Annotated in this window: 18 protein-coding genes and 1 pseudogene; 8 read left to right on the forward strand and 11 right to left on the reverse strand. The window is 68.7% G+C overall.

Going from position 1 to position 17,697, the window contains the following annotated elements; translation table 11 throughout:
• Positions 1 to 193: 193 nt before the first annotated feature.
• Positions 194 to 2,335 (forward strand): N-acetylmuramoyl-L-alanine amidase, encoded by a 2,142-nt coding sequence (locus BLV94_RS25255; RefSeq protein WP_072938616.1) that lies wholly within the window; start codon positions 194 to 196, stop codon positions 2,333 to 2,335.
• Between the two features lie 31 nt (positions 2,336 to 2,366).
• On the opposite strand, the gene BLV94_RS25260 is transcribed toward BLV94_RS25255, so the two are convergent.
• The 3 genes from BLV94_RS25260 to BLV94_RS25270 are packed head-to-tail and all read right to left on the reverse strand — an operon-like array spanning position 2,367 to position 4,731.
• A complete protein-coding gene (locus BLV94_RS25260) occupies positions 2,367 to 3,188 on the reverse strand; it encodes a Cof-type HAD-IIB family hydrolase (RefSeq protein ID WP_072938619.1) in 822 nt (273 codons plus the stop codon).
• A 44-nt stretch (positions 3,189 to 3,232) separates the two neighbouring features.
• Complete coding sequence (locus BLV94_RS25265; protein ID WP_072938761.1) at positions 3,233 to 3,964, reverse strand: lysophospholipid acyltransferase family protein; 732 nt, start codon at positions 3,962 to 3,964, stop codon at positions 3,233 to 3,235.
• A gap of 11 nt (positions 3,965 to 3,975) precedes the next feature.
• On the reverse strand, positions 3,976 to 4,731 hold the full coding sequence (locus BLV94_RS25270) for a lysophospholipid acyltransferase family protein (RefSeq protein WP_072938622.1): 756 nt from the start codon (positions 4,729 to 4,731) through the stop codon (positions 3,976 to 3,978).
• Between the two features lie 89 nt (positions 4,732 to 4,820).
• On the opposite strand from BLV94_RS25270, the gene BLV94_RS25275 reads away from it, so the two are divergent.
• Positions 4,821 to 5,648, forward strand: a complete 828-nt coding sequence (locus BLV94_RS25275) for a hypothetical protein (protein ID WP_072938624.1) — start codon at positions 4,821 to 4,823, stop codon at positions 5,646 to 5,648.
• A 99-nt stretch (positions 5,649 to 5,747) separates the two neighbouring features.
• Positions 5,748 to 7,295 carry a Rieske 2Fe-2S domain-containing protein gene (locus BLV94_RS25280; RefSeq protein WP_072938627.1) on the forward strand — a complete coding sequence of 516 codons (1,548 nt, stop codon included), beginning with the start codon at positions 5,748 to 5,750 and terminating at the stop codon, positions 7,293 to 7,295.
• A 113-nt stretch (positions 7,296 to 7,408) separates the two neighbouring features.
• On the opposite strand, the pseudogene BLV94_RS25285 reads toward BLV94_RS25280, so the two are convergent.
• The 5 genes and pseudogenes from BLV94_RS25285 to BLV94_RS25305 form a co-directional block, all read right to left on the reverse strand.
• Positions 7,409 to 7,932 (reverse strand): annotated as a pseudogene (locus BLV94_RS25285) (MFS transporter); the annotation flags it as partial.
• Between the two features lie 104 nt (positions 7,933 to 8,036).
• Positions 8,037 to 8,522, reverse strand: a complete 486-nt coding sequence (bfr, locus tag BLV94_RS25290) for a bacterioferritin (RefSeq protein ID WP_072938629.1) — start codon at positions 8,520 to 8,522, stop codon at positions 8,037 to 8,039.
• Positions 8,523 to 8,612: 90 nt separating this feature from the next.
• Entirely contained in the window at positions 8,613 to 8,795 is a 183-nt protein-coding gene (locus BLV94_RS25295; RefSeq protein WP_012691106.1) for a (2Fe-2S)-binding protein, read from the reverse strand.
• Positions 8,796 to 8,889: 94 nt separating this feature from the next.
• A complete protein-coding gene (gene serS, locus BLV94_RS25300; protein WP_072938633.1) occupies positions 8,890 to 10,146 on the reverse strand; it encodes a serine--tRNA ligase in 1,257 nt (418 codons plus the stop codon).
• 33 nt (positions 10,147 to 10,179) lie between these two features.
• A complete protein-coding gene (locus BLV94_RS25305; RefSeq protein WP_072938635.1) occupies positions 10,180 to 10,599 on the reverse strand; it encodes an ankyrin repeat domain-containing protein in 420 nt (139 codons plus the stop codon).
• 81 nt (positions 10,600 to 10,680) lie between these two features.
• On the opposite strand from BLV94_RS25305, the gene BLV94_RS25310 reads away from it, so the two are divergent.
• From BLV94_RS25310 to BLV94_RS25330, 5 genes are all read left to right on the forward strand, one after another.
• The gene (locus tag BLV94_RS25310) at positions 10,681 to 11,787 is read left to right on the forward strand and encodes a septum formation family protein (protein ID WP_072938637.1); all 1,107 of its coding nucleotides are present in this window, start codon (positions 10,681 to 10,683) and stop codon (positions 11,785 to 11,787) included.
• A gap of 1 nt (position 11,788) precedes the next feature.
• The gene (locus tag BLV94_RS25315) at positions 11,789 to 12,139 is read left to right on the forward strand and encodes a metallopeptidase family protein (RefSeq protein ID WP_072938640.1); all 351 of its coding nucleotides are present in this window, start codon (positions 11,789 to 11,791) and stop codon (positions 12,137 to 12,139) included.
• Positions 12,140 to 12,289: 150 nt separating this feature from the next.
• On the forward strand, positions 12,290 to 12,595 hold the full coding sequence (locus BLV94_RS25320; protein WP_072938642.1) for a PE family protein: 306 nt from the start codon (positions 12,290 to 12,292) through the stop codon (positions 12,593 to 12,595).
• 34 nt (positions 12,596 to 12,629) lie between these two features.
• Positions 12,630 to 13,826 (forward strand): PPE family protein, encoded by a 1,197-nt coding sequence (locus BLV94_RS25325; RefSeq protein WP_072938644.1) that lies wholly within the window; start codon positions 12,630 to 12,632, stop codon positions 13,824 to 13,826.
• Positions 13,823 to 14,617 (forward strand): ESX secretion-associated protein EspG, encoded by a 795-nt coding sequence (locus BLV94_RS25330; protein ID WP_072938646.1) that lies wholly within the window; start codon positions 13,823 to 13,825, stop codon positions 14,615 to 14,617. Before BLV94_RS25325 ends, BLV94_RS25330 begins: the two co-directional genes overlap by 4 nt.
• Position 14,618: 1 nt before the next feature.
• On the opposite strand, the gene BLV94_RS25335 is transcribed toward BLV94_RS25330, so the two are convergent.
• Genes BLV94_RS25335 through pheA form a run of 3 tightly spaced genes read right to left on the reverse strand, consistent with a single transcriptional unit; the run spans position 14,619 to position 17,663 of the window.
• Positions 14,619 to 16,022, reverse strand: a complete 1,404-nt coding sequence (locus BLV94_RS25335) for a lipase maturation factor family protein (RefSeq protein WP_072938648.1) — start codon at positions 16,020 to 16,022, stop codon at positions 14,619 to 14,621.
• Between the two features lie 55 nt (positions 16,023 to 16,077).
• Positions 16,078 to 16,749 (reverse strand): histidine phosphatase family protein, encoded by a 672-nt coding sequence (locus tag BLV94_RS25340; RefSeq protein WP_072938650.1) that lies wholly within the window; start codon positions 16,747 to 16,749, stop codon positions 16,078 to 16,080.
• Positions 16,746 to 17,663: a prephenate dehydratase gene (gene pheA, locus BLV94_RS25345; RefSeq protein ID WP_072938652.1), complete on the reverse strand. Its 918-nt coding sequence runs from the start codon at positions 17,661 to 17,663 to the stop codon at positions 16,746 to 16,748. Before pheA ends, BLV94_RS25340 begins: the two co-directional genes overlap by 4 nt.
• Positions 17,664 to 17,697: the final 34 nt, after the last annotated feature.

Here is a 17,697-nt window from a genome sequence, read left to right on the forward strand (position 1 = left end):
GTGCACCTCGTCTCAGCGGGTCCGAGAAATTCGGGATAAAGTCTCAATGTAAGGTTGAGCGTTATGGACCTGTGTGACTAGTGTGGCAAGAGTGATTGGAGTTAGCAACAACAGTCTCTTCCGTCACACAAGCATCACGAGTTGCAGACACGCGAGGTCGCTCGCAGGAAACTACAACTGAGGAGAGTCCCCCTTGCCGCACCGTCGACCGAAGCCCTCGATCGTCCTCGGGGCTGTCGCCGCGCTGGCTGTCGCAAGTCCCGTTGCGGTCTACGGCATCAGTAGCGCACCCTCGGACGTCCGATCCACGAACGAAACCTCCAACTCCGCCGTGTCCACCGAGATCGCGCAGGTAGTGCTGTCGCAGATCCCCGACATCGTGATCCCGCTGAAGGAACTGACCGGGCTGAACCTGCCGGACGTCAACATCGGCGACCTCCGGAACCTGAAGATCCCGCCGTACCTCCACATCCCCAGCAACGTGCAACTCCCCGGCGGAATCCAGATCCCGAGCCTGCAGATCCCGCTGAAAATCCCCGCCCCGGGCGACGTCTCCGACCCCGCGATCCTGCCCCCGGCCGATCAGCAGCCCGGCGCGATCGTCAAGGAACTGTCCCGCGACACCCCGTTCAGCATGGTGGCGCTCACGTCCGAATCCCTCGCGTCCGCGGAGTCGAAGGTCCGTGCGCTGCAGGCCGACGGAACGTGGGGACAGTGGGTCTCCCCCGACATGATCGACACCCGTCGCACCGACAAGACCGCGTCGGACGGCACGGTCGCCACCGAACCCGTCTACGTCGGGCTGACGAAGGCGATCCAGATCCTCACACCCACCTCCGCACCCGCCCAGGCGGGCGCACCCGCACCCGCACCGGACGCGGTTCCCGCACCCGAGGCACCCGCTCCCGCACCGGCGCCCGCCGCCGGCGGGGCCGCGCCGCTCGGGTACACCCCCGCCGCCGTCAACACGCCGCTGCGACAGCAGCCGGCACGAGCGGGCGCCGACGACGTCACCGCCGTGCTCATCGAACCGGGCAGCGGCCCCGGCGACGCCACGCTCAGCGACATCGCGAGCCCGCTCGACAGCGGCGGCCCCAAGGTCATCAGCCGCCAGCAGTGGGGCGCGGACGAGTCCATCCGCTGCCAGGACCCCGACTACGACGACTTCATCGGCGGTGCAACCGTGCACCACACCGCGGGCGCCAACGACTACTCGAAGGCCGAATCGGCCGAGATCGTCCGGGCGATCTACGCGTACCACGCGCAGACGCTCGGCTGGTGCGACATCGGCTACAACGCGCTGGTCGACAAATACGGCCAGATCTTCGAGGGCCGCGCAGGCGGTCTCGACCGTCCCGTCCAGGGCGCACACGCGGGCGGGTTCAACGAGAACACCACCGGCGTCGCGATGATGGGCGACTTCTCGTCCGAGGATCCGCCGCAGGCCACGCTCGACGCCGTCGGCAAGTTCCTCGGCTGGAAGCTCGGCAATGCCGGACTCGACCCGCTCGGCGAGACGACGATGTACTCCGAGGGCACCGAGTTCACCCCGTACGCGGAGGGTGAGGCCGTCGACCTGCCGGTGATCTTCGCGCACCGCGATGTCGGCAACACGTCCTGCCCGGGCGACGCGGCGTACTCGCACATGGACGAGATCCGGCAGATCGCGGCCGCCAACCTTGGCGGCAACGCGTCGCTGGCCTCGGACGCACACGCGGGTGAGGCTCCGGCGCCGTCCGGCGGTCCGGGCACGGATGCCAGCGGCAGCCTCGGCGCCGGGATCCCCGCCCTGGTCAACGAACTGCTGCGGCTCACCGATCCGTCGCCCGTCGCCCAGAAGTGGGTCGCGGAAGGCGGCGACACCGGCAGGCTCGGCCAGGCCATCACGGGACTATTGCAGGCCAAGGCCGGGAACTCGGGCGCAGAGTTCGCCAACGGCGCCATCTTCACCTCGCCCAACGGCGGCGTGTGGGCGGTCCTCGGCCAGATCTTCAAGACGTGGCAGAGCCTCGGGGCCGACAACGGTGAATTGGGCCTGCCGACCAGTGACGAGTACTCGATCCCGGGCGGTCTGCGCACCGACTTCGAGAACGGCTCGCTGATCTTCAACGAGCTCACCGGCATCGTGACCAAGGTGTTGAAGACGTACAACGACACCTACGCGGAGGCCTACAAGAACGGCGCCCGGGTCAATGCCGCGGCTCCCGTCGCACCGCCCGCGGACCCGGCACAGATTCCGCCTGCCCCCGCCGAGCCCGCTCCGGCACCTGCACCTGCACCCGAACCGGCTCCCGCGCCCGCTCCCGTCGAGCCGGCACCGGTTCCGGCCGGCTGACCGGGTTACCCCCTCTCGGGCGCTGGTGGTCTCAGGACCACCAGCGCTCGAGTACTTTCGCGACCCCGTCGTCCCAGTTGGTGGCCGTCACCTCGTCGGCGGCGGCCTTGGCGTCGGGATGCGCGTTCTCGACGGCGACACCGCGGCCCGCGAGGTTCAGCATCGGGATGTCGTTGGGCATGTCGCCGAACGCCACGATCTGCGACGCCGTTACGCCGAGCCGCTCCGCGACCAGCGCGAGCCCGGACGCCTTCGTGATGCCCGCCGCCGACAGTTCGATCAGCCCGTTGTCGGTGGAGAACGTGACGTCGGCGCGGCGCCCGATGTGCGGCGCCAGCGCGTCGACCATCGCCTGACTGGACATTTCCGGCACCCGGATCAGCAACTTCACCGCGGGGGCCGCGACGACCTCGTTCTCGGACATCTCGGTGTTGTCGGGGTTGAGCCACGCGTGCTGGTAGCCGGGCGAGCTGACGAACTGCGGCGTGGCGGCGTCGTGGGCGCTGACCCCGACCCGCTCGGCCGCGAGACCGGCGCCGGGCAGCACGTCGAGCGCGATCGCCGACAGCCAGGTGAGGGTGTCCACGTCCAGGGTCGCGGCGCTGAGCACGCGGTCGCTGTCGCTGTCGTAGATGACGGCGCCGTTCGCGCAGACGGCGAGCGGCGCGTAGCCGAGGCCCTCGACCACGGGATGGATCCAGCGCGGGGGCCTGCCGGTGGCCAGCACGAAGGGTGTCCCCGACGCGACGACCGACGCGACGGCGTCCCGGGTGCGGGCGCTGATGCGCTCGTCCTCCCCGATCAGGGTGCCGTCGACATCGGACGCTACAAGGCTCGGTCGGTCTGGGCTCACCCAGCCATTCTGCCTGCCGGGCCCGCGACGCCACCGGGCGGCCGTTACCGGGACCGGCGTTCCTCCGCCTCGCGGCGGTCCAGCTCGGTGGCTTCCTCGATGGTCGGCGCACTGCCACCGAGACGTCGGGGCACCCAGTACGCGCCCGCCGGATGGTCGAATCCGTCCTGCACCCGGCGCAGGATCGCGTCCATCTCCGCGTGCAGGGTCTCGGTGAGGGCGTCCGCCGGTTCGCGCGGCTCGATCGGCCGTCCCACCTCAACGGTCACCGGGAAGCGGTGCCGTCCAAGTTGTCTCGGCCGGCCTTTGGTGGCGATCCGCTGAGCACCCCACACGATGACGGGCACGATCGGCACCCCGGCATCAATCGCCATGCGCGCCGCACCCGACTTCAGTTCCTTGATCTCGAAGCTCCGGCTGATGGTCGCCTCCGGGTACACCCCCACCAGTTCGCCCTCGCGCAGCCGCTCCACCGCGGTGAGGTAGGCGCCCGCTCCCGCGGTCCGGTCGACCGGGATCACCCCGCATCCGCGCATCAGGAACGCCATCACCTTGTTGTTCGCGAGTTCGGCCTTGGCCATGATCCGCAGTTTGCGGTCCACTGCACCGACCGCGAGTGCCAGCTGGACGAAGTCCAGGTACCCGGTGTGATTGACCGCGAGCACCGCACCGCCCTCGGCGGGGATGTTGTCGAGGCCGACTCGCGTCATCCTCAGCCCCTGGAACAGGGACAACGCCCTGGCCGTCGACTCGACAGCCGCGTAGACCGGCTCCACCGCCACCGTCTCTAGCTACCGGTCTCCCGGGACCGGCGGGCCTGCGCCTTCGCCTCGGCGTCGGCGGCGTCCATCTTGTTCGCCTCGTCGAGCGTCGGCGCACTGCCACCGAGTCGCGCGGGCACCCAGTACTCCCCTGCCGGGTGGTCGTACCCCTGCTGAAGGTCCGCGAGCATCGCGGTCATGGTGGTGTGCAGCTTCTCGGTCAGCTCGGACGCCGGCTCGAACGGCTGGATCGGCTCACCGACGGCGATCGAGATGGGAGTGTTCGTGCGGCCCAGACGCTTCGGGAACCCCTTGGTCCACACCCGCTGTGCGCCCCAGATGACCACCGGGACGATCGGCACATTCGCCTCGATCGCCATCCGCGCGGCACCCGACTTGAATTCCTTGATCTCGAAGCTCCGGCTGATGGTGGCCTCCGGATAGACGCCCACCAGTTCGCCGCGACGCAGGAAGTCGACGGCCGCCTTGTACGAATCCGAGCCGGCGGCCCGGTCGACCGGAATGTGCTTGAGCGCGCGCATGATCGGGCCCGAGATCTTGTTGTCGAACACTTCCTTCTTCGCCATGAAGCGGACGTACCGCTTCACCCTGCGGGCCGGAAGTCCGGCGTAGGTGAAGTCCATGTAGCCGGTGTGATTGATCGCGATCACCGCCCCACCCGTCGCCGGAATGTGCTGATCACCCTTCACCGTGAACTTCAGCCCCTCGAGGGCAAATACGGTGCGGGCGATGCCGATGACGGTTCGGTAGACGGGTTCCACAATCGGCTAGCGTAGCCGGGTATCCGCGATCTGGCCCGCCGTCGGGGACGGACATTCGGTGGGGAGTCGACAGAAAGGGCGCGCTGGACATGGGTGGCACGGGCAGGAGGGCGCTCATCGCGCCGGTCGTCGCGGTGATCCTCGGGGCGGGGGCGGCGTGCGATTCGCAGTCCGGCATCCCGACGGAGGAGCCCCCGGCCGACGCCGTGTCCGCGCCCACCTCCGCGGCCGAGCCCACGACCACCACACCGCCTGCCCCCGTGCCGCAGGTGGTCGTCGGTGAGGTGCCCGGCAACCCCGCGGCGGTGGACGCGGTCAGAGCCTGGGCCACCGACCTGGTCACCCGGCCCGCCGCCGTCCCCGCGAAATGCTGGACGCTGCCGCCCGCGCAGGCCGCCGACCAGTACGCCGACGCGTCCACAATCCTCGGGGCGCTCGCGCAACCCGGCCTCGACGGGCAGTTCGCGGTGTCGTGGACGGGCGGCGGGACCACGGTGTCCGTCAAACGCAGCGAGATCGCGTCCGGCTACGCCTGCCCCCACGTCCACCCCGCCGGGACCGTCGACTTCTACACCCCCGCCGACGCCGAGTACGCCGTCACCCGGTTCCTGTCGCGGGAGTCCGGCGCGCCGGTGAACCGGGCGGACACCGAGACCGCCTACCCGCTGATCTGCCCCGGCCTGAGCCCATGGGACCCGGCGGGCACGGGCGCAGGCGGCCGTCCGCCGCTCCGGCTCGACCCCGACGTCCTGGCCGGGACCACCGCGTTCGCCGCCGACGCGATGACCGCCACACCCGTCCGCGGTGACTACCTGGACGTGTCCGTTCCGGTCACCGACGTGTCCGGTGTGACCGTCACCAAGCAGGTCACGCTGTCCATCGGACCCGACGGATATTGCCTGGGCGAAGTGACCTGACCGCACGTGAGTGGCACGGTGTGCTGGAGCGCGCATTGTCACTCACCTGGGGGGAACGCCTACCCTGGAACAGTCGCTCAGCTCCCAGGAGGCATACCAGTGCAGGTCACCAGCGTCGGACACGCCGGATTCCACATCCAGACCGAGGCAGGCTCGATCCTGTGCGACCCGTGGGTCAACCCCGCGTACTTCGGGTCCTGGTTCCCGTTTCCGGACAACACGCAGCTCGACTGGGACACCCTCGGCAACTGCGACTACCTGTACGTGTCGCACCTGCACAAGGACCACTTCGACCCGGAGAACCTGGCCAAGCACGTCGACAAAGACGCGACCGTGCTGCTCCCCGACTATCCGGTGCCGGACCTCAGGCGTGAGCTCGAGGCGCTGGGCTTCCACAAATTCTTCGAGACCGAGGACTCCGTCAAGCACAAGGTCACCGGGCCCAAAGGTGACTTGGACATCATGATCATCGCGCTGCGCGCGCCCGCCGACGGTCCGATCGGCGACTCGGGTCTCGTGGTGTCCGATGGCGAGACCACCTGTTTCAACATGAACGACGCCCGGCCCGTCGACATGGACGTCCTGCACGACGAGTTCGGCAAGATCGATATCCACCTGCTGCAGTACTCGGGCGCCATCTGGTACCCGATGGTCTACGACATTCCGACCAAGACGAAGGCCAACTTCGGCAAGCAGAAGCGTCAGCGCGGCATGGACCGCTGTCGCAGCTACATCGAGCAGGTCGCGGCCACGTGGGTGGTGCCGTCCGCGGGGCCGCCCGTGTTCCTCGACGACGCGCTGCGCTACCTGAACGACGACCGGGGTGACGAGGGCAACATCTTCCCCGACCAGATCACGTTCCTCGAGCAGATGCGGATCCACGGCAACGACGGCGGGATCCTGATGATCCCGGGGTCCACCGCGGACATGAAGGGTGCCGAGCTGACGCTCACGCACCCGATCCCGGACGCCGAGGTCGACAAGATCTTCTCCGATAAGGCCGCATACATCGAGGACATGGCGCAGCGCTTGGCACCGGTCCTCGCCGCCGAGAAGGCCACGTGGGCCCCCGCCGAGGGTGAGCCGCTGCTCGAGGCGCTGAAGGCGAAGTTCGAGCCGATCATGAAGCAGTCCGACCTGATCTGCGACGGCATCGGCTACCCCGTCGGCCTGGTGATGGGCGACGAGACCGTCGTCCTCGACTTCCCGGCGCGCACCGTCCGCCCGCGCGGCGAGAAGGACGGCAAGTACCGGTACGGCTTCCGCATCGCCCCCGAACTGGTGCGCACGGTGCTGCGCGACGACGAGCCCGACTGGGTGAACACCATCTTCCTGTCCACCCGCTTCGAGGCGTGGCGCGTCGGCGGGTACAACGAGTTCCTCTACACGTTCTTCAAGTGCCTCACCGACGAGCGCATCGCGTACGCCGACGGCTGGTTCGCCGAGGCCCACGACGACTCCGCGTCGATCGAACTCGGCGGTTACGAGATCCAGCGGCGCTGCCCGCACCTGAAGGCCGACCTGTCGAAGTTCGGCGTCGTCGACGGCACCAACCTCACCTGCAACCTGCACGGCTGGCAGTGGGACCTCGAGTCGGGGCGCTGCAAGACGTCCAAGGGGCACGAACTGCGGTCCACGAAGCTCTGACCCGTCGTACGAACGGGACGCTCGTTCGGTCAGATCGAACGAACGTCCCGTTCGTGCACCAGCGGCGGCAGCCACCGGCGCACCAGGACCGCCGACAGCAGCACGGGACGGCCAGCGGCGGGCAGCAGCACGGCGAAGCAGCCGTGGACCGCGGTCGCCCCGACGCTGACCCACCCCACCAGCGGATACCCGCCGAGAACGTACAGCGGCGCTGCGGTCAGGGTCGCGAGAAGGTTGCACACCATGGCGCCGGAGTTCGCGTAGCCGAGCAACTTGGCGAAGTAGGCGGCGGCGCCTCGCGCCACGAGCTCGTCGTACAGCAGCGCCTCGAACGTGCCCGACGAGATGGCGCCGCTGATTCCCCACAACACGAACCCGCGGCGAATCCCGGATACGACGGCACCAGGATCCACACGGTGAAACCGGCCGTGTACAGCACGGACGCGAGGACGAGGAGGCCGCGGCGCGACACCGTGTCGGCCCAGGCACCGGACGGCACCTCGGCGACGAACGACACCACCGACCAGATGACGAACAGCGACGAGATCTGACCGACGCTCAGTCCGTGGTCGGCGAACAGCAGGTCGTAGAGACCGTAGAGCGGGATGAGGTCGCGCGTCGACACGTAGCCGACCACGCGGACGGCGAGAGAACGCTGCGAACTGGGTCAAGGCTGGGCGGCGGGGTATCTCACGCGCCCAGTCTCGCACTCCGCGCCGGGGGTCTCACCCCGTTTTCGACCTAGCCGACGGTCGGCGGCTGATCGACGAGCTGGGCCATGTAGAGCTGGTCGCCCATCTTGTCCATCAACTCGATCTGCGTCTCGAGGTAGTCGATGTGATCCTCTTCTTCCTTGAGGATCCCCTCGAGCAGTTTCGCCGACGTGGCATCGCCCTTCTCGCGGCACATCTGGATGCCCGGACGCAGGCGCTCGACGACCTCGACTTCGATGGAGAGGTCGGAGTGGAACTGCTCGCGCAGGTCCTGCCCGATGCGCAGCGGCAGCAGCTTCTGATAGTTCGGAAGCGCTTCGAGGAACAGGATCCGGTCGGTGAGGATCTCGGCGTGAGTCATCTCCTCGATGGACTCCGCCCGGGTCTTGTCCGCAAGTTTGGTGAATCCCCAATTGGCTTGCATCTTCGAGTGCAGGAAGTACTGGTTGATCGCGGTCAGCTCACTGGTCAACTGTTCGTTGAGAAGAGCAATGATCTCGTCGTCGCCACGCATGACTTCTCCGTTCGCCCCGGTTGTGGCGAACGTACCACTGGCGATACCACGGTGTGGCGAATCGCGGGATTCAGTTGTGCTGCAGTTTTGTCACGCGGCCGTGCTACCGACGACCGTCCGCTCGCCCAGAATCTCCTTCAACCGATCTACGCACGTTCCACATCCCCAGCCGGCACCGCACCGCTCACCGATCGCATCCGCGCTGTCGGCCCCGGCGGCACAGTGCTCATGCACTTCGTCTTCCGTCACGGCCTTGCAGATGCACACGAACATATGGAGCTCCTCACCAACCAACTGGATTAGGTAAGGGTTACATCATTCTCGCGATCGCGCAAGGGTAGCCTTCCCAAAATCTCGGGGCGGCGCATCACGGTTTCAAAACATCCGTCCCTACGAACGGCACGAGCGCCTCGGGCACCCGCACGGTGCCGTCGGACTGCTGGTGGTTCTCCAGGATGGCGACGATCCACCGGGTGGTGGCGAGGGTGCCGTTGAGGGTTGCGGCCGTCTGCGGCTTCCCGTTCTCGTCGCGGTACCGCACGCCGAGGCGACGTGCCTGGAACGTCGTGCAGTTGGACGTCGACGTGAGCTCGCGGTACGCCTGCTGCGTCGGCACCCAGGCCTCGCAGTCGAACTTGCGGGCTGCCGACGACCCCAGGTCGCCGCCGGCCACGTCGATCACGCGGTACGGCACGTCGATGGCGGCGAGCATGTCGCGCTCCCACGCGAGCAGGCGCTGGTGCTCGGCGTCGGCGTCCTCGGGCTTGCAGTAGGTGAACATCTCCACCTTGTCGAACTGGTGCACCCGGATGATGCCGCGGGTGTCCTTGCCGTAGCTGCCTGCCTCGCGGCGGAAGCACGTCGACCAGCCGGCGTACCGCTTGGGGCCGTCGGCGAGGTCGAGGATCTCCCCCGAGTGGTACCCGGCCAGCGGGACCTCGGACGTGCCGACGAGGTAGAGGTCGTCGTCGGCGAGGTGGTAGATCTCGTCCGCGTGGGCGCCGAGGAACCCGGTACCCGCCATGATCTCCGGCCGCACCAGCACCGGCGGGATCATCATCTGGAAGCCGTTGGCCATCGCCTTCTGTGCGGCCAGCTGCAGCATTCCCAGCTGCAGCATGGCGCCGAAGCCGGTGAGGAAGTAGAAGCGGGCGCCCGAGACCTTCGCGCCGCGCTCCATGTCGATCAGCCCCAGCGACTCACCCAGCTCGAGGTGGTCCTTGGGTTCGAAGTCGAACGCCGGAATCTCTCCGACCGTCTCGAGTGTGACGAAGTCGTCCTCCCCGCCCGCGGGGGCGCCGTCCTGGACGACGTTGGAGATCGCCCGGTGCGCGGCGTCGAGCGCGGCCTGCGCCTCGTGCTGCTCGGCCTCGGCCTGCTTCACCTTGGCCGCGAGTTCCTTGGATCCCTCGAGCAGGGCCGGACGCTCCTCCGGGGACGCCTGACCGACCTTCTTGCCGAACGCCTTCTGCTCGGCACGCAGGTTGTCGCCGGCGAGAACGGCGGCGCGACGGGACGCGTCGGCCTCGAGCAACGCGTCGACCAGGGCGGGATCTTCGCCACGGGTGCGCTGCGACTCGCGGACGGCGTCGGGGTTCTCGCGGAGGAACTTCAGGTCAATCACGGCTTCAAACCCTACCGGGCGCCGCCGAGCGGCTCACTCCGGTTTCGGTTCCAGCAGGGTCAGGAGGTCCTCGCGGCCGAACATCCGGGCGGCGTCGACGGCGGTCGGGTGGCCCGCGGTGGCGTCGGCACCACCGGCGACGAGGGCTCGCACGACGGCGTCCTCGCCCTTGAACAGCGCCCCTGCCAGCGGGGACTGCCCCTTGTCGTTGAGCCGGTCGACGTCGGCCCCGCGGTCGATCAGAACCTGAACGGCCTCGGCGTGACCGTGGTAGGCGGCCAGCATCACCAGCGTGTCGCCGTTCTGATTGGCGAGGTTCACCGGGACGCCCGCGTCGAGGTACGTGGCGAGGGACACGGCGTCGCCGGATCGTGCCGTATCGAACACGCGCCCGGCGAGCTCCTGCAGTTCGGGATCCACCGGCTCGGCGGAGCGCTGAGAGTCGTCGCTCATGGTTGTCGAAGGTACGCCGGGTTCGAGCCGATTGCGGCAGTTGTTCTGCTTCCTCGATCGGAACGGGCATTATGGAAATCGATGTCCTCAGATCAGTCGAACGGCGCCGACCCCCAGCCGCAGAATGCCGGGCAACCGGAGAAGGCTCCCCGCAGCATGTCCGCGACCACGACGCGTCGCGCGCTCGCGGCCGTCGCGGCAGGTGCCGTGGTGGCCGCGATCGCCACGGTCGCGATCGCCGGCGGTTTCAACCGCAGCGAGAATCTCCCCACGCACTCGACGGGTGCCGGACCGCAGGCGACGGGTTCGGCGGAGGGCGACGCGTTCTCTTCAGCGACGGCGGGCGACTGCCTCGACTGGACGCCGTCGAACGACCCCCAGGAAGACCGGAAGGACGTCGCGAAGGTCGACTGTGCGGACGAGCACCGGTTCGAGGTGGCGGCGCCGCTGGATCTCAGCGTGTATCCCGGCGCCGAGTTCGGTCCCGGTTCGCGTTACCCGGGTGCGTTGCGGTTCGCCGCACTGCGGGACGAGCACTGCGTGCCCGCCGTCGACTCCTATCTCGGCGCGAAGTTCGATCCGTACGGCAAGTTCAGTGTGGGCCTGATGTTCCCCAGCGAGTCCGGTTGGGCCGCGGGCGAACGCACCCTGCGGTGCGGCCTCCAATTCTCCAGCACGGCAGGAACGTTGCTGCCGTTCACCGGGAAGGTGGCCGAGCAGGACCAATCCAACATCTGGGACCCGGGCACCTGCATCGGCATCAACCAGAACGTGCCGACCGATCCCGTCGACTGCGCGCAACCCCATGCCTTCGAAGTGATCTCCGTCGTCGACCTGGCTACCCAGTTCCCGTCGTCGATGCCGTCCGTCGAGGATCAGGACAAGTATCTCGAAGGCGTGTGCACGCAGGCCGCCAACGAATACCTCGGTTCCGCAGACGCGCTGCGGAACAAGACGCTCACGCTGTTCTGGGACAACCTGGAACTCGACAGCTGGCTCGCGGGCAGCAGACGGGTGAACTGCTCGGTGGGTAAGGAGACCGACGCAGGCGGCTTCTCGACCATCACCGGTTCGGCGAAGGGCGAGATCCTCATCAACGGCGCCGCGCCCGTGCCTCCGCCGCCGGTCCCGGAGGGCAGGTCGATGCCGACGCCGCTCCCCGGCGCGGCCCCACCCCCCGGGAACTGATGTGGCGGTGAGCATGACGCCCGACCGATTCGAGGAATTGGTGGGCGACGCACTCGATCTGATCCCACCCCAGCTCGCGGCAGCGATCGACAACGTCGTCGTGCTGGTCGACGACCGCAACGACGAGGACCCGTATCTTCTGGGCCTGTATCACGGGATCGCCCTGACGCAGCGGGACAGTCATTACGGCGGATCGCTGCCCGATACGATTACCGTCTATCGCGACGCCCTCCTCGAAATCTGCAGTTCGGAGGAGGAAGTCGTCCACGAGGTCGCCGTCACCGTGATACACGAGGTTGCGCACTACTTCGGGATAGAAGAAGATCGCTTGCACGAGCTCGGCTGGGGATGAACGGTTTTCCCGAGAAGAATTTCTCGGGATCGGGGGGAACCGAAGAGCGCGGTGCAGCGTCCAAGTGTGTAGGGACAGCTGCACATGCAGTTCGTTTGCCGGGGGGCAACTGCCTTCCGCCTGCCTAGGTCAAGAAGGAGTTCGTCGCACATGCCGGATCTGCACGTCGCACCTGAAGCTCTCGTCGCCGCCGCCGTGGAACTCGACGCGCTCGCCGCGCGTCTCGAGGCAGCGGTCGCTCTCAACTCCGCGGCCATCCGTGTGCTCCCCTCCGGGAGCGAAGAGGTCTCCCTGCACGCCGCCGGTTACTTCAACACCGTCGCGGGCACGTTCACCCCCGCTGTCGCGCAGGGCATTCTCGAGATGCGCGAGACCGCGAACACGCTCCGCACCCAGGCCGCGTTGTATGTCGCCGAGGACGTCGCGCTCGGCGCGACCCTCGCTGCGGGCATGTGACGGCCGGCGCCTCGAAACCACCAGGAGATCAGACATGACCATGGGACTGACAGGTGTCATCTGGTTGCCCCGAGGGGCGACCGTCAACTCGACCACCCTCGTCGCGGGCGCGGGACCGGTGCCGCTGAGCGTGGCGAGCGCGGCGTGGACGGCGCTGTCCACCAGCTTCGTCGACGCCAACCTCACGCTGGTGCGTGTGATGGCCGAACTCGCGGCCGGCTGGCAGGGTGTGTCCGCGGTCGCGGCACTCGCGAAGATCACGCCGTTCACGGTGTGGACGGCCGAATGCGCGGAACTCGCCGCGGACACGGCCGCGAAGGCGGGGCTCGAAGCGGGCGCGTACACCACCGCCGCGCTCATCATGCCGAGTATTCCCGAGATCGTCGCCGTGAAGACCGCGAAGGCCACCGCGTACACGACGGGTGGTGCGCTCAACGGCACCGCCGCGGCCGCGGAGGCCGCGGACCGTGCGATGGACATCCGCGCGGGGCTCGTGATGGAAGGTTACGAGGCCGCGTCGAACATCCTGGCACTGAAGCGCGCGTACCGGCAGCCCCCGCGGATCGTCACCAAGGCCGATTCGAAGGAGGTCGGGACGTTCGACGAAATCCCGGCCGACGGTGAATTCGATCCGACACGTGCCGCGGCGGCCGCTCTGATGGCCGCAGGCCAGAACCCGGCCGTCACCACGGCCGCGTCACAGGTTGGCAGCATCGCGGGCACCACCGTCTCCACCGCCACGTCGGCGGCGAGCAACATCGGCGGCGCGGCGTTGTCCGCGGTCACCGGTGGCGGCGCCGCCCCGATGATGGGCGGTGCGCCGGTGCTGTCCGGTGGCTCGTACGGCGGCGGTTCCGCGGCGACCAGTGCCGCGGCCGCCCGCACCTCCGTCGGTGGCATCGGCGCCGGCGCGGCAGGCGGGGCGACGCTGCCCGAGGGCTGGGGCAGGACCGACGGCGGCCAGGGGGCACGGCCCGGCGCACCGGCAGCCGCACCCGGCGGGGTGATCGGAGACGTTCGCGCCGACGTGAACCCGGCCGCGGCGACGCGCGGCGGCACCGGTAGCGGACCGATGTCGGTCGGTCGCGGGGCGGGCGCGGCCGGTTCACAGGACGACGACGAGCGGGAGACCCCCGACTACCTGAAGAACTTCGAGCACTTCTCGGACGGGCGCACGGTCATTCCCTCGGTCATCGGCGCGAACCCCGACCACCGGGAGTCGGGACGTTGATCGACCTGGGCACCCAGCCGGGCGTACCGACCCTGCCGGCGGTGACCCTGAGCCTCGACGAAATGGATTATCTCGTCGACACGCTCGCGCTCGACGTGCTGCCGGTGGTGCTCGACGCCACCCCGCGGTACGACACGTACGACGCCAGGGACGCCGCGTTCCGCGGCGCCGCCGGCGCCCTCGCCGCCCGGGATCTGCTCCCGGGCGGTGGGGTCCACCCCGAACTCGCCGACCGCCTGCGGGTTCTGGCCCGGCCGCTGTGGGAGATCGCCCTGCGCTGGTACGTCGACGGCAGAATCTCGCGACTGTGCGTCTCCCGGGGCGAGGCACTGTCGGTGCTGGCCCTGCGGGCCGGCGACACGTACGTCGTCCAGGATGCGGGCGCCGACATCTTCGCGCCCGTGATCGGTGCGCTGGGGGCGGTGGAACCGTTGAACGCCGGCGTCGTCAACGCACCCACGGTCCAACTCGGCGCGGCGTTCGATCAGGGCGGGGACGGCAAGTCGCTCGCGGCCGCGCTCGCCGTGCTCGGCGTGCCCGCGGTCGACGCGACGGTTCTGGGCAACGCGATGGCCGGCTGCACCACCTACGCCGAGATCGTCGGAATCGTCTACGGCGACGGGCAATACGATCCGGTCGGCGGGCCCGTCACGGTATTCGACACGGAGGCCGGGCGCATCGTCGGCACGTCCAGTGTGTCCGCGCACGGCGTGGCGTGGTCGTCGCTCAGCCCCGGCACCCCGCAACGCCTGCGGCAGGCGCTGGAATCGCTGGCCGACCGGCTCCGCTGACCTACACGGGTTGCCGCTTCCACCACGCACCGGTCTCGCGGCGCTCCTTCCAGGTGGTGAATTCGTACCGGTACATGCGCGCACGCACATGTTTCGGCGGCTGATCCGGGAACGGGTTGTACTGCAACAACTTCAGGGTGTCCGGGTCGTTGCGCAGCAGCCGCTCGACGAACCCCCGGAACCACGGTTCGGCGTAGCCGGGCGAGATCGCCGTGAACCAGAGCAACCAGTCGAGCCGCAGGTGATACGGCGCGAATTGGCGCGGCCGCCGGTTGACGTCACCCGGTTTCCCCTTGAAGCCGTACTCCTTCCACTCGGAATGCAGGCCGCGATGAGCGTCGGACGTGCCCTCCACGATCACCTCGTACCGCACCCGGGTGATGCTGCCGAACGCGCCGTACGTGTTGACGAAGTGCCATTTGTTGAACGACGCATTCATGCGCTGGCCGTGGGAGATCAGGTTGCGAATGGGCCAGTAGCTCAACACGACGACGAGCGCGGTCACCGCGATCACCAGCGCAGCGAACGGGACGGGCGCCGAGTCGCTGCCCGCCGGGACGTCGACGGGCAGCACCGTCTCGTACACGCTGTCGGGGATGGCGGACAGACCGAGCACGATGGTCGTCCAGTTCAGCCACGAGAAGTTGCCGCTCGCCACCAGCCACAGCTGGGTGACGATCATGATCGTCGCGGCGACGGCCGCGACCGGTTGCGGCGCGAACAGCCCGAACGGCACCACCAGCTGAGCGAAGTGGTTGCCGAGCACCTCGACCCGGTGCAGCGGCTTCGGTAGCCGGTGGAAGTACCAGCTGAACGGTCCGGGCATGGGCTGGGTTTCGTGGTGGTAGTACAGGCAGGTGAGGTTCTTCCAGCATCGGTCGCCGCGCATCTTGATCAGCCCGGCCCCGAATTCGAGCCGGAACAGCAACCACCTCAGCATCAGCAGCACCAGGATCGGTGGCCCGACCGACGCGTTGCCCAGGAAGATCGCCAGGAAACCTGCCTCTAGCAGCAGCGACTCCCAGCCGAAGCTGTACCAGAGCTGGGAGACGTTGACGATCGAGAGGTACAGCACCCACAGGGCGAACCACACCAGCATGCACACGGCGAGCGGGACGACCTGCGTCAGACCGAGCAGCGCGGCGAGCGACAGTCCGGCGCCGGTCCAGCAGATCCCCTCGAAGAACCGGTCGGAGTAGTGCAGGTGGAAGATACTCGGCGAACGCGTGAACGGGACGGCACGGAGAAACTTCGGGATGGGCAGCATCCCGGTGCTGCCGACGAGCGGCCTGAACTGGTTTCTCGCGGCCAGGAACGCGACGAGGTAGATCGCGGCGAGCCCCTCGGTGACGAGCAGCCGACCGAGCGAATAGTTTTCGCCAACGAACCAATCCAACGCCGTCACTCCTCGAGGACGGTTTCCTCCATCGTCGCGCAACCGCAGGGTGCGCGCAACGACGTCACCCCATCGGATCGTCGGCGCCGGGGATCACCCGGTGCTCGAACGGCGGCTCCACGGTTCCCCAGCGCACGCACTCCCAGCTGCCGCCCGCGAGCGGGGTCAACTCCACCGTCTGGGTGTTGGCCAGGTGATTGTTGGCGGCGAACAGCCCCGGCACCCCGGCCAGTTGTGCTGCCACGAGCCGGATGGCGGCGCCGTGGCTGACCAGCACGACGTCGCCCGAGGCCGCCGGATCGTCGAGGTACTGCTCACGCAGGGAGTCCACGACCGGGACGTACCGGTCGAGGATGTCGTTGGCGGATTCCCCGCCGGGAACTCGGGCGTCCAGTTCGCCGGTGTGCCACAGGTGGAACGTCTTCATGAACAGCTTGTGCGACTCCTCGTCGCTGCGGTCCTCGAGTTCACCGGCCTGCGCCTCGTGCAGTCCTTCCCGCACCTGGACGGCGATGCCCGACGCCAGTTCCACGAACCGCGCCGTCTGCCGGGCGCGCAGTGCCTGCGAGGACACGAGTGCGGCCGTCGTCGCGCGTGCGGCGAGGTCGTTTCCGAGCCGCTCCGCCTGGGAGAGTCCTTCGGGTGTCAGCCGGGCGCCGGGCAGCCTCGTGTCGAGCCTGCGCTCGACGTTCGCCTCGGTCTGCCCGTGCCGGACCAGGATCAGCCTGCCGCTCACGATTCCCTCTCTCCCTGACGGATTCGTTCGATCCAGTCCGCCGCGTCTCCGTCGGACGGCGGGGGCGGGCCGCTCGGGTTGGCGGCGGGCCAGGACCCGAGGAACCGCACGTGCGACTTCCGGTGCAGCGCACGGAACGCCTCGGCGACGAGCGGGTCCTCGATGTGCCCGATGCAGTCGACGAAGAAGCGGTACAGGCCGGGGGTGGTGCGCACCGGGCGTGATTCGATGCGGATGAGATCGATTCCGCGCGTCGCGAACTCGGAGAGCACACCGACGAGGGAGCCGGGGGTGTTGTGGGGTTCGAGGACGGCGGAGGTGCGGTCGCCGCCGGTGCGGGCGGGCACCCGGGTGGGCGCGGTGACCAGAACGAATCGGGTGCGGGCGCTCTTCTCGTCGGCGACCCCGTCGGCGAGGCTGCGGAGCCCGAGCCGTTCGCCGGCGAGGGCGGTGGACACGGCGGCGTCGGCGAGGCCGTTCGCCACGTCCTCGGCGGCGCCGGCGTTGGAGGACGCCGTCTGGAGTTGGGCGCCGGGGCAGTTCTCCTCCAGCCAGATTCGCACCTGACCGGCCGCCACCGGGTACGCCCGCACGGTGCGCACCTGGTCGAGCCGCTCGACGCCCGCCCCGCCGAGGATCGTGAACGCCACGTCGAGTTCGGTCTCGGCCACGATCTGCAGGCGGTCACCCAGCGCGAGCGAGTCGAGGGTGGGCACCACGGCGCCCTCGACGGAGCTCTCGATGGGAACGACGGCGCCGTCGACGACGCCGTCACGCACCATGGCCAGGGTGGCGGGCGGACTCGTCGCGGCCACCCGCTCCACGGGCCCGTCGAAGGCACCCTCGGCCTCGAGCTGGGCGAGCGCCATCTCCGTGAAGGTTCCCGACGGTCCGAAATACGCGATCTTTGGCACGACTACGAGATTACGCACCGAGCGTTGACGGTCC

Source organism: Rhodococcus koreensis (assembly GCF_900105905.1).
In the GTDB taxonomy this organism is placed as follows: domain Bacteria; phylum Actinomycetota; class Actinomycetes; order Mycobacteriales; family Mycobacteriaceae; genus Rhodococcus_F; species Rhodococcus_F koreensis.

Excerpts from the sequence above, each read along its gene's own strand:
- BLV94_RS25275 (WP_072938624.1), top strand. The coding sequence starts at position 4,821 with ATGGGTGGCACGGGCAGGAGGGCGCTCATCGCGCCGGTCGTCGCGGTG.
- BLV94_RS25320 (WP_072938642.1), top strand. The coding sequence starts at position 12,290 with ATGCCGGATCTGCACGTCGCACCTGAAGCTCTCGTCGCCGCCGCCGTG.
- BLV94_RS25310 (WP_072938637.1), top strand. The coding sequence starts at position 10,681 with ATGTCCTCAGATCAGTCGAACGGCGCCGACCCCCAGCCGCAGAATGCC.
- BLV94_RS25295 (WP_012691106.1), bottom strand. The coding sequence starts at position 8,795 with ATGTTCGTGTGCATCTGCAAGGCCGTGACGGAAGACGAAGTGCATGAG.
- BLV94_RS25305 (WP_072938635.1), bottom strand. The coding sequence starts at position 10,599 with ATGAGCGACGACTCTCAGCGCTCCGCCGAGCCGGTGGATCCCGAACTG.
- BLV94_RS25325 (WP_072938644.1), top strand. The coding sequence starts at position 12,630 with ATGACCATGGGACTGACAGGTGTCATCTGGTTGCCCCGAGGGGCGACC.
- bfr (WP_072938629.1), bottom strand. The coding sequence starts at position 8,522 with ATGCGTGGCGACGACGAGATCATTGCTCTTCTCAACGAACAGTTGACC.